13 protein-coding genes are annotated in these 14,105 nt (G+C 71.7%); 5 read left to right on the forward strand and 8 right to left on the reverse strand.

What is annotated here, in order from left to right; genetic code table 11:
- Window positions 1-58: 58 nt before the first annotated feature.
- Window positions 59-487, forward strand: a complete 429-nt coding sequence (locus tag NIE111_RS17755; protein WP_307850661.1) for a globin — start codon at window positions 59-61, stop codon at window positions 485-487.
- Window positions 488-508: 21 nt separating this feature from the next.
- On the opposite strand, the gene NIE111_RS17760 is transcribed toward NIE111_RS17755, so the two are convergent.
- From NIE111_RS17760 to ettA, 4 genes are all read right to left on the reverse strand, one after another.
- A complete protein-coding gene (locus NIE111_RS17760; protein WP_112676053.1) occupies window positions 509-1,093 on the reverse strand; it encodes a type III secretion system chaperone family protein in 585 nt (194 codons plus the stop codon).
- A 131-nt stretch (window positions 1,094-1,224) separates the two neighbouring features.
- On the reverse strand, window positions 1,225-1,962 hold the full coding sequence (locus NIE111_RS17765; RefSeq protein ID WP_238685457.1) for a DUF8185 domain-containing protein: 738 nt from the start codon (window positions 1,960-1,962) through the stop codon (window positions 1,225-1,227).
- On the reverse strand, window positions 1,959-2,405 hold the full coding sequence (locus NIE111_RS17770; protein ID WP_238685458.1) for an acyl-CoA thioesterase: 447 nt from the start codon (window positions 2,403-2,405) through the stop codon (window positions 1,959-1,961). The genes NIE111_RS17765 and NIE111_RS17770 overlap by 4 nt, the downstream gene beginning before the upstream one ends.
- A 12-nt stretch (window positions 2,406-2,417) precedes the next feature.
- Complete coding sequence (gene ettA / locus NIE111_RS17775) at window positions 2,418-4,094, reverse strand: energy-dependent translational throttle protein EttA (RefSeq protein WP_238685504.1); 1,677 nt, start codon at window positions 4,092-4,094, stop codon at window positions 2,418-2,420.
- Between the two features lie 209 nt (window positions 4,095-4,303).
- Between ettA and NIE111_RS17780 the strand changes: the two genes are divergently transcribed.
- The 4 genes from NIE111_RS17780 (at window position 4,304) to otsB (ending at window position 9,126) form a co-directional block, all read left to right on the forward strand.
- Entirely contained in the window at window positions 4,304-4,588 is a 285-nt protein-coding gene (locus tag NIE111_RS17780) for a hypothetical protein (protein WP_238685459.1), read from the forward strand.
- Window positions 4,585-5,007 carry a hypothetical protein gene (locus tag NIE111_RS17785; protein WP_238685460.1) on the forward strand — a complete coding sequence of 141 codons (423 nt, stop codon included), beginning with the start codon at window positions 4,585-4,587 and terminating at the stop codon, window positions 5,005-5,007. Before NIE111_RS17780 ends, NIE111_RS17785 begins: the two co-directional genes overlap by 4 nt.
- 112 nt (window positions 5,008-5,119) lie before the next feature.
- The gene (locus NIE111_RS17790; protein ID WP_124817234.1) at window positions 5,120-6,520 is read left to right on the forward strand and encodes an alpha,alpha-trehalose-phosphate synthase (UDP-forming); all 1,401 of its coding nucleotides are present in this window, start codon (window positions 5,120-5,122) and stop codon (window positions 6,518-6,520) included.
- Window positions 6,521-6,561: 41 nt separating this feature from the next.
- On the forward strand, window positions 6,562-9,126 hold the full coding sequence (otsB, locus tag NIE111_RS17795) for a trehalose-phosphatase (protein ID WP_238685505.1): 2,565 nt from the start codon (window positions 6,562-6,564) through the stop codon (window positions 9,124-9,126).
- A 50-nt stretch (window positions 9,127-9,176) separates the two neighbouring features.
- Here otsB and NIE111_RS17800 read toward each other — a convergent pair whose 3' ends face one another.
- The 4 genes from NIE111_RS17800 to cobC all read right to left on the reverse strand — a co-directional run bounded on the left by NIE111_RS17800 (window position 9,177) and on the right by cobC (window position 14,063).
- Window positions 9,177-10,463: a hypothetical protein gene (locus NIE111_RS17800; protein WP_238685461.1), complete on the reverse strand. Its 1,287-nt coding sequence runs from the start codon at window positions 10,461-10,463 to the stop codon at window positions 9,177-9,179.
- Window positions 10,464-10,592: 129 nt separating this feature from the next.
- Entirely contained in the window at window positions 10,593-11,834 is a 1,242-nt protein-coding gene (gene cobA, locus NIE111_RS17805; RefSeq protein WP_238685462.1) for a uroporphyrinogen-III C-methyltransferase, read from the reverse strand.
- 40 nt (window positions 11,835-11,874) lie between these two features.
- Window positions 11,875-12,978 carry a nicotinate-nucleotide--dimethylbenzimidazole phosphoribosyltransferase gene (gene cobT, locus NIE111_RS17810; protein ID WP_238685506.1) on the reverse strand — a complete coding sequence of 368 codons (1,104 nt, stop codon included), beginning with the start codon at window positions 12,976-12,978 and terminating at the stop codon, window positions 11,875-11,877.
- Window positions 12,978-14,063: an Rv2231c family histidinol phosphate aminotransferase CobC gene (gene cobC, locus NIE111_RS17815; protein WP_238685463.1), complete on the reverse strand. Its 1,086-nt coding sequence runs from the start codon at window positions 14,061-14,063 to the stop codon at window positions 12,978-12,980. The genes cobT and cobC overlap by 1 nt, the downstream gene beginning before the upstream one ends.
- Between the last annotated feature and the right edge of the window lie 42 nt (window positions 14,064-14,105).

Genomic DNA, 14,105 nt, shown 5'->3' on the forward strand with positions numbered 1-14,105 from the left:
ATCCGACGCACGTCGTGCGGGTCGGGCCGGCGCCGGGCGCACCTGGCAGGATGGAACTGTGACTTCCGCAGGTGAATCCGACCGTCCCGGTGCGTCGATGACCCTCTTCGAAGCGGTCGGCGGCGAACCCACCTTCCGCAAGCTGGTCGACGAGTTCTACGCCGGCGTCGCCACCGACCCCCTGCTGCGACCCATGTACCCGGAGGAGGACCTGGGCCCGGCCGCGGACCGGATGACCCTGTTCCTGATGCAGTACTGGGGCGGGCCAAACACGTACTCCGCTCAGCGCGGGCACCCGCGGCTGCGGATGCGCCACGCGCCGTTCCGGATCGGCGCGGCCGAACGGGACGCCTGGCTACGGAACATGCGCCGCGCCGTGGACCGGCTCGACCTTGAGCCGGAGATCGCCGCAACCCTCTGGGACTACCTGGAGCGGGCCGCGTACTTCATGGTCAACGTCGAGGACGACCCGGCCAACGGCGGCTGACCCACCCCATCCGGAGCGTCGTCAGAGCAGCGCGCCCTCGTCGTGCAGCCAGTCCACGAAGCTGGTGGCGACCGCCGCGCCGCAGTCGAGCATCTCGACCAGGAGCGCGTCGTGGGTGCCGGCGCCCAGGGGCACCTGAAGCTCGGCGTAGATCGGTAGCTGACCGCGCTCGGTCGGGTCACCGATGTACGCCTTGCAGAACCGGCGGGTGTGGTTCCACTCGTTGACCACCCGGTACGCCCGGTCGGCCCAGTCCGGCGGGACCGTGGCATGCGGACGTGCCCGCATGACCAGGATCTCGTCCTCCGGCCCTTCGAGGGTGACCAGCACCGCGTGCCGCTCCCACATCGCCAGCAGGTTGCCGTCGCCGTCGGCCAGATAACGCACGTCGAGCAGATCGAGCGCGTCACAGACCCGGCGCAGACTCACCGGCTCCACGGTGGCGGGCATCTCGGTCAGCACGGGCCGCTCGTTGGACGGGCAGTCGTCCCCCGGCTGGCGAGGGCTGGGCGGCCCGATCCGGACCGCGTTGTCGACTGTGATCCCGCTTCGGGTTTCCGGATCGCCGCCGTCGGCGGGACCGGGGCGCCATGACCACCACGGCATCGCTCGCGCACCTCACTCCCCAGCGGATCCAGTCGCCTACGGTGCGTTGGATCCGAGGATGGACGGTACCCGGACAGCCGGGTTGAAGCACCCCCCCAACGACCGCCCCTGACCAGAAGAATGATCCGGGGTCATCCGTTCGGACGAGCGTTCAGGGGTGTCACGGCAAGATCCGTGGCCTTCTGCAACCAAGCCGCTCCGTGCGGTCCCACCAGGCCGACCCAACGACCGGCCACCCGCACCTGAACGGCGTCCCCACCCTCGCCAGCCGCCGAGCCGCTGGCGGCGCCCAGGAAGCCCATCCGGACCACCCCCTGCACCAGTCGCTGCGGCACCTCGACCGGCGCGGCGGGCGTCCCGTCCGGGGTGATCAGCACCGCCACGTGGTCGAGCAACGCGTCACGCAGGGCCCGCTGGCCCACGGCACGGCCGGCCACACCCTGCTCGCTCGCCGTCCGCAGGGTGCCCGCCGCCGCGTCGGCGATCCGTCGCACCTCGGCAACGGGCAACGCCTCCACCTGGCGGCTCCGCGTCGGCGGCAGCGGCCACCGCCACTGGGCGTCCCGGCGGGTCGGCAGGGTCACGCCGCCCCGCTCCAGCTCGGCGAGCAGCTCCGCGGCCGCCACGGTGACGTCCTCAGCGACGCCGTCGGCCGGCCCACCGGCAACCGTGCGGACCACCAGGACCTGCCACGGCAGCCGCGCCCACAGGGCGACCCGGCCCGGTGCGCCGGCCGGCCGCAACCGGACCGGCGCGACCGGATCCAACCGGACCAGCCGGGCCAGGAAGGCGCCCGCGTCCGCCACCCCGGCGACACCGTGGGTGGACGCCGCCGTCCGGCCCGGCTCGGCGGTGCCCGGCCGGGTCACACCACACCGCCCCGCGGCGCGTACGTGAGCAGGAAGTCCCGTTCCTCGGTGGTGATCCGCCGGGGCACCTGGCGGGTCAGGTCGAACGGCACCAGCACCGAGCGGGCCCGGCTGGCCAGCACCTCACCGTCGTACAACTCGTAGGCGACGGTGAACCGGGAGGCCCGGATCTCCTCCACCCAGAGCTCGATCCGGACGGTGGGCGCCGCCTCCGCGGTGGCCCGGCCGAGCGCGTAGTCGACCGGGCGCAGGTAGTCGACCTCGTGCCGGCGGATCACCACCCCGTCGGCGAACGAGCCGACGCCCCAGGCCCGGCCGCCGGCGAACATCAACGCCACCCGCGCCTCCTCGTACAGCGTGAGGAAGCGCGAGTTGTTGACGTGGCCGTACGCGTCCAGGTCGGACCAGCGCAGGGTGCAGTGGTAGACGAAGCGGTCAGACACCTTCTCGGCCGGTCAGTCGCGGGTCAGCTTGCGGTAGGTCACCCGGTGCGGCCGGGCAGCCTCCGCGCCGAGGCGGTCGATCTTGTTCTTCTCGTACGCCTCGAAGTTGCCCTCGAACCAGAACCACCGGGACGGGTCCTGGTCGTCGCCCTCCCAGGCCAGGATGTGCGTGGCGACGCGGTCCAGGAACATCCGGTCGTGCGAGATGACCACGGCGCAGCCGGGGAACTCCAGTAGCGCGTTCTCCAGGCTGGACAGCGTCTCCACGTCCAGGTCGTTCGTCGGCTCGTCGAGCAGGATGACGTTGCCGCCGATCTTCAGGGTCAGCGCCAGGTTGAGCCGGTTGCGCTCACCGCCGGAGAGCACCTTCGTCGGCTTCTGCTGGTCCGGTCCCTTGAAGCCGAACGCGGCGATGTAGGCCCGCGACGGCATCTCGACCTTGCCCACCATCAGGTAGTCCAGCCCGTCGGAGACGACCTCCCAGACGGTCTTGTCGCCGTTGAGGCCCTCACGGTTCTGGTCGACGTACGACAGCGAGACGGTGGGACCGACCCGGACCTGACCGCCGGTCGGCTCCTCCAGCCCGACGATGGTCTTGAACAGGGTGGTCTTGCCGACGCCGTTGGGGCCGATGATGCCGACGATGCCGTTGCGCGGCAGCGAGAACGACAGGTTGTCGATCAGCAGCCGGTCACCGAAGCCCTTGCTGAGGTCGACCGCCTCGATCACCGTGCTGCCCAGGCGCGGGCCCGGCGGGATCTGGATCTCCTCGAAGTCGAGCTTGCGGGTCTTCTCCGCCTCGTTCGCCATCTCGTCGTACCGGTCCAGGCGGGCCTTGGACTTGGTCTGCCGGGCCTTGGCGTTGGAGCGGACCCACTCCAGCTCCTCGGTGAGGCGCTTCTTCATCTTGGCGTCGCGGCGGCCCTCGACGGCCAGCCGGGCGGCCTTCTTCTCCAGGTAGGTGGAGTAGTTGCCCTCGTACCCGATCGCCCGGCCGCGGTCCAGCTCCAGGATCCAGCCGGCCACGTTGTCGAGGAAGTACCGGTCGTGGGTGATCGCCATGACGGTGCCGGCGTACTTGGCGAGGTGCTGCTCCAGCCAGGAGACGCTCTCCGCGTCCAGGTGGTTGGTGGGCTCGTCGAGCAGCAGCAGGTCGGGCGCCTCCAGCAGCAGCTTGCAGAGCGCGACCCGGCGACGCTCACCACCGGAGAGTTGGGTCACGTCGGCGTCCGGCGGCGGGCAGCGCAGCGCGTCCATGGCCAGTTCGAGCTTGGAGTCGATGTCCCAGGCGTCGAGGTGATCAAGCTCCTCCTGGAGCTTGCCCATCTCCTCCATCAGCTCGTCGGAGTAGTCGGTGGCCATCTGCTCAGCGATCTTGTTGAACCGCTCCAGCTTGGCCTTGGTCTCGGCGACCGCCTCCTCGACGTTGCCGAGCACGGTCTTGGCCTCGTTGAGCGGGGGCTCCTGGGCGAGCATGCCGACCGTGTAGCCGGGCATGAGTCGGGCCTCGCCGTTGCTCGGCTTGTCCAGCCCTGCCATGATCTTGAGGAGGCTGGACTTACCGGCGCCGTTCGGACCGAGCACACCGATCTTGGCTCCCGGCAGGAAGCTCAACGTGACGTTGTCGAGCACGACCTTGTCGCCGTGCGCCTTGCGCGCCTTTTCCAGGACGTAGATGTACTGGGCCACGGTGCGGGCTACCTCCGTCGGTTGCTGTCGCTGATCGGCGGCGCGGCGCGGGCTGCGAGGACCGCCCGCCGCCGCCGGCCGGTAGCCGGCCGCGCGCACGCCATCGTCAATCCTGACAGGTACGGCGCGCTTCGCCCACATCACCCCGCCCCAGGGGTACGCGAGCGCGCCTCCTTGCCAGAGCCGGTAAGGCAAATTACGGTTTCGGTATGACCAAGAAGATCACCATCAGCCTGCCCGATGAGCTTGCCGACAGGCTGGCCGACGAGCCGAACGCCTCCGCCTATGTCGCTGAGTCTCTGCGCCGGAGGGTGGCCGGGGAGAAGACGCGGGAGATCCTCCGGCGGGTGGGTTTTGAGATCACCGACGAGGGCGTCGCGCGGGTACACGCCGAGATGGAGCAGTTGCGGGCGAGCATCACGCCCGAACTGCGCGAACAGGCAGCCCAGCTCCAGGCGGAGGTCTTGGCGGCACGCGCGAGAGCCACCCGGTGACGGGCTACGGCTTGGCGCTGGATGCGACCGCCCTGCTGGCATATTCCTCGTCCGAACGGGATGTCGGACACCGCATCGCGGAAGCCGCCGACTATGGCGTGCACGTGCTGGTGCCGGCACTCTGCCTCGTCCGTGCGCACCAGGAGGCCACTCCCGATCAGTGGGAGATGCTCGAAGTGCTCGCCGCGTTGCCGCACATCCGGGTAACACCTGTCGAGCCGAACATGTGCTCGTTTCTCGGCGGATGGTCGCGCCGGATGGCCGGACACACGGACCTAGCTCAGTTGGCGATGGACGCCGCCGCCCACCCCCTCGTGCCGATCATGACGGACCGGCGGGAGCTGCTCGGCGAGGTGCTGCCCAAGGAATGGCCGATCATCGACCTCCGACCCGCGGGCTGTCGACAAGATCACCTCTAGGATTCGGTCGCACCGAGGCGGGTAGGAGACTCCGGCACGGGGCACAAGACGCCGCAGCTACGCTCAGTACGCTCATCGCGGTGGACCCGTCAGTACCCGGAGGTGGCCGATCGTGACCGTCCGTAGCTCCTTTGTCGTAGTGGCGAACCGTCTGCCGGTCGACGAGGTGAGCACACCCGAGGGCCGGCAGTGGCGACGCAGCCCTGGCGGGCTGGTCACCGCCCTGCATCCCGTACTCGCCGAACACAAGGGCACCTGGGTCGGCTGGGCCGGTGGCACCGGCGCCGCCCCCGAGCCGTTCGACCTGGAGGGGATCCGGCTGCACCCGGTCCCGCTCAGCGCCGAGGAGTTGGAGCGCTACTACGAGGGCCAGTCCAACGCGACGATCTGGCCGCTCTACCACGACGCGGTGGAGACGCCGGCCTACAAGCGCCGGTGGCGGGAGGCGTACCGCCTGGTCAACGCCCGGTTCGCGGAGGCCGCAGCCGACGTGGCGGCCGAGGGCGCGACGGTCTGGGTGCAGGACTACCAGCTCCAGTTGGTGCCGGCGATGCTCCGTGAGCTCCGCCCGGACCTGCGGATCGGGTTCTTCCTGCACATCCCGTTCCCGCCGATCGAGCTGTTCATGCAGATGCCGTTCCGTACCGAGATCCTGCGCGGTCTGCTCGGCGCCGATCTGGTCGGTTTCCAGCAGCGGCTGGCCGCGCAGAACTTCGTCCGGCTGGCCCGGCACCTGCTCGGGCTGCGCTACGAGGGTCAGATGATCCAGGTCGACGGTCGGCAGGTGAAGGCGGGCGCCTTCCCCATCTCGATCGACACCCAGGAAATGGAACGGATGGCCGCCGACCCGGCGATCCAGGCCCGGGCCAAGCAGATTCGCGCCGAGCTGGGCGACCCGAAGACGATAATCCTGGGCGTGGACCGGCTGGATTACACAAAGGGCATCGAGTTGCGGCTCAAGGCCTTCCGGGAGCTGCTGGCTGACGGAAAGTTGACAGTTCCCGACGCGGTCATGGTTCAGGTCGCGACACCCAGCCGTGAGCGCGTGGAGCACTACCAGGCACTACGGGTGAAGGTGGAGCGCGAGGTCGGTCGGATCAACGGCGAGTTCGGCAGGGTCGGCGTGCCGGCGGTCCATTACCTCCATCAGTCGTACAGTCGCACTGAGCTGGCAGCGATGTACGTTGCTGCCGACGTGATGATGGTGACCCCGCTGCGAGACGGAATGAACCTCGTGGCGAAGGAATACGTAGCATCACGTGCCGACCAGGGTGGCGCGCTCGTACTCAGTGAGTTCGCCGGCGCCGCCACCGAGCTTCGCCAGGCATTTTTGTGTAACCCGCACGACCCGGACGCGGTCAAGGACGCCCTCCTCCGGGCAGTGCACGTGGAGAAAACCGAGGCACGCCGCCGGATGCGGACAATGCAACGTCACCTGCGTACCCACGACGTGGGCCACTGGGCCAAGTCTTTCCTCTCGGAGCTCGGAGTTCCCGAGGCGGAGGCCGAGTGAACACGTCCGTCAACGATGGGGCGGCAAACGCCACCGGGGTCATGGACCCTGAGCTGCGTTCCGCCATAGGCCGGATCGCCCGGGTCCCCCAGCTCCTGGTCGCCTGCGACTATGACGGCACGCTGGCGCCGATCGTGGAAGACCCGAGCACAGCCGTCCCACTGCCCGAGTCGGTCGCCGCGGTCCGCGCGCTCGCCGCGCTACCGCAGACCACAGTGGCGGTGGTTTCCGGTCGGGCGCTGCGCGACCTGGCCGCGCTCTCGCGGCTGCCGAGCGAGGTGCACCTCGTCGGCAGCCACGGATCCGAGTTCGACATCGGCTTCGTCGAGCGGCTCTCCCCCGAGTTGGTAGCCGTACGGACCCAGGTCCGCAACGCGCTGCGTGAGATCGCGGCCCAGCACCCGGGCATCCGGCTGGAACGCAAACCGGCGAGCGTCGCGATGCACACCCGTGGGGTCGACCCGCAGATCGCCGCCGCCGCCATCGAGGCGGTCCGCAACGGTCCGGCCACCTTCGACGGCGTCACGGTGACCCAGGGCAAGGAGGTCATCGAACTCTCCGTGGTGGCCACCCACAAGGGCACCGCACTCGACCAGTTGCGGACCCAGCTCGCCTCCAGCGCGGTGCTGTTCATCGGCGACGACATCACCGACGAGAACGGCTTCGGCCACCTGCACGGTCCCGACCTCGGCATCAAGATCGGCCCCGGCGACACCCAGGCCAGCTACCGGGTGGCCGACCCGCTGGAGGCCGCCCGCGCGCTGGCGCTGCTGCTGGAGACCCGGCGGCACTGGCTGTTCGGTGAGCGGGCGGTGCCGATCGAACGGCACTCCATGCTGGCCAACGGTCGTACCGTCGCTCTGCTCACCCCCGAGGCCAAGGTGAGCTGGCTCTGCCACCCCAAGCCGGACTCGGCGGCGATCTTCGCCGACCTGGTCGGTGGCAGCCCGGCCGGCCACTTCAGCATCGCCCCGGAACGTGGCGGCATCCCGCTGGGCCAGCGCTACCGCTCCGGCACGATGACCGTGGAGACTCGCTGGTCCGGGCTCACCGTCACCGACTGGCTGGACAAGCCGGCCCGGGAGACCACCCCGGACGACAGCCCGGCGGTCATCACCGGCGACTCGACACTGGTCCGGGTGCTGACCGGCAGCGGCAAGGTCAAGGTGGAGTTCGCGCCGAGGCCGGAGTTCGGCCAGGTCGCCGTGCAGTTGCAGCCGATCGGCGACGGTCTGCTGGTGCTCGGCTCCAACGAGCCGGTCGCGCTCTACGCCCCCGGTGTGGAGTGGGAGGTCGGCAACGACGGGGGGTACGAGACCGCCAAGGCGATCGTCGACCTCTCCGCCGCCGGTGGGCAGGTAGTGCTGGAGCTGCGCTTCGGCACGCACAGCCTGGAGCACCACCGGGTGCCGATCCACGAGCGGCAGGCCGCCGCCGAGCAGCCGTGGAAGGACTGGGTGGCCTCGCTGCGGCTGCCGTCCACCGCCCGGGACCTGGTCGCGCGCAGCGCCCTCACCCTGCGCGGGCTCTGCCACGAAGCCACCGGCTCGATCCTGGCCGCGGCGACCACCTCGCTCCCCGAGGAGTTGGGCGGCGTCCGCAACTGGGACTACCGCTACTGCTGGCTGCGCGACGCCGCGCTGACCGCCCGCGCACTTGTCGACCTGGGCTCCGTCGAGGAGGCAGAGGCGCTGCTGCGCTGGGTGGACGGCTGCATCGAGCGCACCGGCGGGCACCCGGAACGACTGCACCCGCTCTACACCATCGACGGCTACGAGTTGGGCGCCGAGGCGGTCATCGACACGCTGCCCGGGTACGCCGGCTCCCGGCCGGTCCGGGTCGGCAACCTCGCCAACCACCAGTTGCAGCTGGACGTCTTCGGCCCGATCGCCGACCTGATCGCGGCCGTCGCCGACGCTCGCGGTTCGGTCCGTGACGACGAGTGGCGGGTCCTGGAGAACATGGTCGAGGCGGTCCGCCGCCGCTGGCACGAGCCCGACCACGGCATCTGGGAAGCACGGCTGCCACCCCGGCACCACGTCTTCTCCAAGGTGATGTGCTGGATGACAGTCGACCGCGCCCTGCACGTGATGCGCGAGCACGGCGGCGAGGACCGGCCCGAGTGGAAGGACCTGCGCGACCGGATCGGCGCCAACGTGCTGGAGCACGGCTGGCACTCCGACGTCGAGGCGTACAGCGTCGCGTACGGGGACGAGGACATGGACGCCTCGTCGCTCTGGATCGGCCTCTCCGGCCTACTCCCGGGCGACGACCCGCGCTTCCTGTCCACCGTCCTGCGGATCGAGGCGGACCTGCGCAGCGGCCCGGTCGTCTACCGCTACCACTGGGACGACGGCCTGCCCGGCCGTGAGGGCGGCTTCCACATCTGCACGGCGTGGCTGATCGAGGCGTACCTGCGCACCGGCCGCCGCACCGACGCCGAGGAGCTGTTCGCGCAGATGGTGCTGACCGCCGGCCCGACCGGGCTGCTCCCCGAGCAGTACGACCCGCTCGCCGAGCGCGGCCTGGGCAACCACCCGCAGGCGTACAGCCACCTCGGCCTGATCCGCTGCGCCCTGCTCTTGGACAACATGCTCAAGCAGTAGTTCGCCGTCTGTGTGACGGGGCCGGAGCGCTTGCGCTCCGGCCCCGTCGGTCAGCGCGGGTACGGCAGGCTCGGTTGCCACCCGTGCAGGTGGGCGGCGAGGTCGGCGGGCACCGTCCAGTGCGCGTACGGCAGCACCGCGCTGCTGCCGGTGTGGACCAGGCACAGGAGTGGGGCGTCGCCGGTGTGGTCGAGCGCGAGCTTCGGTTTGCGGGCCGCGCCGACGCCGCCGAGGCCGAACAGGACAACCGGGTCCCGGACCGGAAGCCCCTGTGCCTGTCGGGCGTCACGCCACCCTCGGTACGCCGCGTCCAGCCGCCAGGGCGCGAGGTCGGCGAGACCGCGGTACAGGTTGGCCACCCAGGTCGGTGTGAGTTCGGCGTCGGAGAGCCGGTACGGCACCCCGGTCAGCAACGCGTCGAGTTCCGGGTCCGTCTCCACCCCGGCGTTGAGCAACGCCTCGGGCAACGCGCCACGGCGGACGGCCGCGACCGCGGGGGCAGCCTGCTCGACCCGATCGACCTGCCAGCGAAGCCCTGCCGGGGTGTTCGCCGCTCGGCGGTCCCACAACCAGCGGGCGTTGTCCCAGCGGTGCCGCTGGTTGGCCGGGATCAGGTCGTCGATGCCGATGACCAACTCCTCGCCCTCGACCCGTGCGGTGAGCCACCGGCCCCGCAGGTGCGGCCGCTGCTCGCCGTAGCCGGCCAGTGCGACCACCGCCGACCGCAGGTAGGCGCCGGTGTTCCCGCGCGGGAAGTGCCAGCACAACGCGGACAGGTCGAGGGCATCGAGGTCGGCGGCGGCCTCGTCCGACACCGCGCCGAACCGGACCGGTGGCGATGCCGCGCTGGCCTGGCGGTTGTCGAACTGTCGACGGTCTCGGCGCTGTCGTGCCTCGGCCCGCTCGACCGACGGGCTGACCGAGCACGCCGCCTTCCTCCCGGCCCACCGCAGCACCTCCGCCCCGGCCGCCTGCGGGTCGCCGAAGAGCCGGAACGCCAGCAGCTCGGGCTCGTCGGACCCGTCGTCCTCGGTCACCTGCAGTTCGTACACCAGGTCGCCGGGCGAGCCCAGGTCGTAGGCGGTGTGCGGGTCACGGCCGAACTCGTTGCCGACGAGCGAGTCGCCCGCCTGCTGGCGATAGCCACGGACCACAGTTACCAGGACGGCCCAGGAGCCGTCCGCTTCCGCGCACCTCAGGGTCCGGACCGGAGCATCGCGCCATCGCGAGGGAAGGTCCTCGAAGGTGCTGGTCAGGCCGGGACTCCCGCACACCAGCGCGACGGGTGTGAGCAGTTCCGTTCGCCACGTCTCGTGCGGATCCTTCACGGTGAGCATGGGCGACATTGTGTCGACAGCCACCGACATCCGCCGCAGCTGGCAATCTTGGACAGTTTCCGTTAGCGCCGCGTAACGGAAACTGTCCAAGATCTACCCTGCCAGCACCCTCCCGCGTCCGGTCGGCTGTCAGCCGTCGAGGGCGCCCACCACGTCGCCCACCACGACGACGGCAGGTGGGCGTAGGTCGGCGGCACGCAGGTCGGCGGCCACCTCGCCCAGCGTGGACCGCAGCACCCGCTGGGTGCCCGTCGTGGCTTCCTGGACGACGGCGGCCGGCGTCTGCGGCGACCGGCCATGGGCGATCAGGGTGGCCGTGATGGCGGCGAGGTTCTTCAACCCCATCAGGATCACCAGGGTGCCGTGCAGACCGGCGAGGGCGTCCCAGCGCACCAGCGAAGCCGGAGCGTCGGGTGCCAGGTGCCCGGAGACCACAGTGAACTCGTGCGCCACCCCCCGATGGGTGACCGGGATGCCAGCCGCTGCCGGCGCGGCGATCGAGCTGGTCACCCCGGGCACCACTGTCACCGGCACGCCGGCAGCCGCGCAGGCCAGCAACTCCTCGCCGCCGCGGCCGAAGACGTACGGGTCACCGCCCTTGAGCCGCACCACGACGGCGCCGGCCAGGGCCCGGTCGACCAGAATCTGGTTGATCTCCTCCTGGGCCCGGGACGGGCCGTAAGGGATCTTCGAGGCGTCCACCAGCTCGACGTCCGGGCGCAACTCGTCGAGGAGCAGCCCGGGCACCAGCCGGTCGGCGACCACCACGTCGGCCTCGGTGAGCAGCCGCCAACCCTTCACGGTGATCAGCTCCGGGTCACCCGGCCCCGCCCCAACCAGCGCCACCCGCCCGGCCTGCCGCCCACCGGTCATCCCCGTCGAAGGGTCGGGCCGGCCAGCGATCCCGCCCGGAGCCAGGCGGACCGCCAGGAGGTCACGGATGGCGTCGCGGACGGTCATCGCCCGGCGCGGGTCGCCGCCTCCGAACACCGCCACGGTGACCGGGCCGTGCCGGGTCACCGCCGGGGTCCAGGCGGTGGCGGCCGTCCGGTCGTCGGCCCGGACACAGAAGATCCGCCGCTCGGCGGCGACGGCGCTCACCGAAGCCGCCGCGATCGGGTCGTCGATCGCCACGTGGACCAGCCACGCGCCGTCCAGGTCCTCGGGCGCGAACCGGCGCGGCACCCAGTGCAGCCGACCCGCGTCGACCCGCGCGCGCAGCGCCGGAGTCAGCTCCGGGGCCACCAGCAGGACGTCCGCACCGGCGTCCAGCAGCGCGGGTACGCGCCGGGTGGCGACAGCGCCGCCACCCACCACTACCACCCGCCGCCCGTGCAGCCGCAAACCCAGGGGGTACGGATTGGAGGTCACGCCGCACCACCGAGGCGGACGGCTTCTTCGTCGCGGGTGCTCACTTCTCGGCCACCCCTGCGGAGTCGAAGGTGGCCACCTCGTGCAGCACCCGGACCGCGCCGGTGACCACTGGCAACGCCAGCAGCGCGCCGGTGCCCTCGCCGAGGCGCAGCCCCAGGTCGATCAGCGGGTCGAGGCCGAGGTGGCGCAGCGCGACAGTGGCACCGGGCTCGGCAGAGCGGTGGCCGGCGACCATGGCGCAGACCGCGTCCGGGGCGAACGCGGCGGCGGCGAGCGCGGCCGAGACGGCGATCACACCGTCCAGCAGCACCGGCGTACGGCGCGCTGCGGCCCCCAGGATCAGCCCGGTCAGGGCGGCGTGCTCCAGCCCACCGACGGCGGCCAGCACCCCGAGCGGGTCGGTCGGGTCGGGGGTGTGCCGGGCCAGCGCGGCCCGCACCACAGCCACCTTGCGCGCGTACGTCGGGTCGTCGACCCCGGTGCCCCGGCCTGTGGTGTCGAGCGGGTCTTCGCCGGTGAACGCGGCGATGAGCACTGCGGCCGGGGTGGTGTTGCCGATGCCCATGTCCCCGGTGAGCAGGATGCCGGCGCCGGCGTCGATCAGCTCGTCGGCGATCCGGATGCCGGTCCGCACCGCCGCCAGCGCCTCGTCCCGGGTCAGCGCTGTGGTCACAGTGAGGTCGCGGGTGCCCCGGCGGACGGACGCGACAACCAGTCGGGGCACGGCCGGGTCGAGCACCGCCGGGTCGAGGGCCGTCGGGTCGAGCACCGCCGGGTCGGTGGGCAGCGGGGTGGCCACGCCGACGTCGACGACGGTGACCGAGGCGCCGGCCTGCCGGGCGAACGCGTTGACCACCGCTCCGCCGGCCAAGAAGTTGCCGATCATCTGCGCGGTGACCTCCTGCGGCCAGGGACTGACTCCCTGGGCGTGCACCCCGTGGTCGCCGGCGAAGATCGCCACCGCGGCCGGTTCGGGCAGCGGTGGTGGGCAGACTCCGGCCAGGCCGGCGAGCCGTACCGAGAGCTCCTCCAGCGCACCCAGCGAGCCCGCCGGCTTGGTCAGCCGGCCGTGCAACTCGCGGGCGGCGGCCATGGCCGCCTCGTCCGCCGCGCGGATCGCCGCGATCGTGGTCTCCAGCATCATGCCTCCATGGTCTCGCGCAGCACGTCGATGAACGCGTCGGTGGTGTTTCGGTCGCGTACGGCCACCCGCAGCCAGTCCGGGCCGAGGCCGGGGAACGTGTCGCCTCGGCGCACCGCCCAGCCGCGCTCGCGCAGGGCGGCCCGGATCGCTGTCGCGCCCGGCAGGCGCAGCAGGACGAACGCGCTGGCGGGACGGCCGACGACGCGTACACCGGGCAGTTCGGCGAGGCGCGCTACCAGGTGGTCGCGGTCGGCGGCGAGGTCGGCGGCGATCGCGCGTTCGGCGTCGACCGCGACGGCGCTGGCGCAGGCCGACGCGGCCGCCAGCGCGGGCGTGGAGACGGCCCAGAGCGGCTGGACGGCGGCCAGCCGGGACAGCAGCTCCGCGGCGCCCAGCAGGTAGCCGATCCGCAGGCCGGCCAGGCCCCACGTCTTGGTGAGGCTGCGCACCACGAGCAGGCCGGGCAGATCGCGGCGTTCGGCCAGCGACTCCGGTTCGCCGGGGCGCCCGGCGGCGATGGTGGTGTCGGCGAACGCCTCGTCGACCACCAGCACCCGGCCGGGGCGGGCCAGCGCGGCCACCGTCTGGGCGGGGTGCAGCACCGAGGTCGGGTTCGTCGGGTTGCCGATCATCACGAGGTCGGCGTCGGCGGGCACCCGGGACGGGTCGAGCCGGAAGTCGTCGGCGGCGTCGAGCAGCACCCGCTCGACCGGGTGTCCGGCGGCCCGCAGCGCCGCCTCCGGCTCGGTGAACTGGGGGTGTACCACCACGGGGCGGTGCACGCCGCGCAGCGCCTGGGCGATCAGCACGAAACCCTCGGCGGCGCCGGCGGTGAGCAGCACCTCGTTCGGGTGACGGCGGTGTCGGGCGGCGACCGCCGCCCGGGCCGGCGCCGGGTCCGGATAGCGGGCCAGGTCGGTCAGGGTGGCCGCGATCGGGTGGGCCAGCCAGTCGGGAGGCCGCGCCCGCCGAACGTTGACGGCGAGGTCGATCAGGCCGGCGGTGGCCTCCGCGTCGCCGTGGTGAGCGAGGTCCGGCTCGACCCCGGTGGGTGGGGCGACAGCGCTCGGCTGATCAGACATGTCCGCGATCCTGCCGGGAAGGTGGCCGGTGGGACAGTCGAT

The organism is Micromonospora hortensis, from assembly GCF_022230935.1.
Classification (GTDB): domain Bacteria; phylum Actinomycetota; class Actinomycetes; order Mycobacteriales; family Micromonosporaceae; genus Micromonospora; species Micromonospora hortensis.

What these genes read in the sequence shown, in the direction of transcription:
- NIE111_RS17760 (WP_112676053.1), bottom strand. Translation starts at nt 1,093, where the DNA reads ATGCCGTGGTGGTCATGGCGCCCCGGTCCCGCCGACGGCGGCGATCCG.
- NIE111_RS17780 (WP_238685459.1), top strand. Translation starts at nt 4,304, where the DNA reads ATGACCAAGAAGATCACCATCAGCCTGCCCGATGAGCTTGCCGACAGG.
- otsB (WP_238685505.1), top strand. Translation starts at nt 6,562, where the DNA reads ATGGACCCTGAGCTGCGTTCCGCCATAGGCCGGATCGCCCGGGTCCCC.
- NIE111_RS17800 (WP_238685461.1), bottom strand. Translation starts at nt 10,463, where the DNA reads ATGCTCACCGTGAAGGATCCGCACGAGACGTGGCGAACGGAACTGCTC.
- cobT (WP_238685506.1), bottom strand. Translation starts at nt 12,978, where the DNA reads ATGCTGGAGACCACGATCGCGGCGATCCGCGCGGCGGACGAGGCGGCC.
- cobC (WP_238685463.1), bottom strand. Translation starts at nt 14,063, where the DNA reads ATGTCTGATCAGCCGAGCGCTGTCGCCCCACCCACCGGGGTCGAGCCG.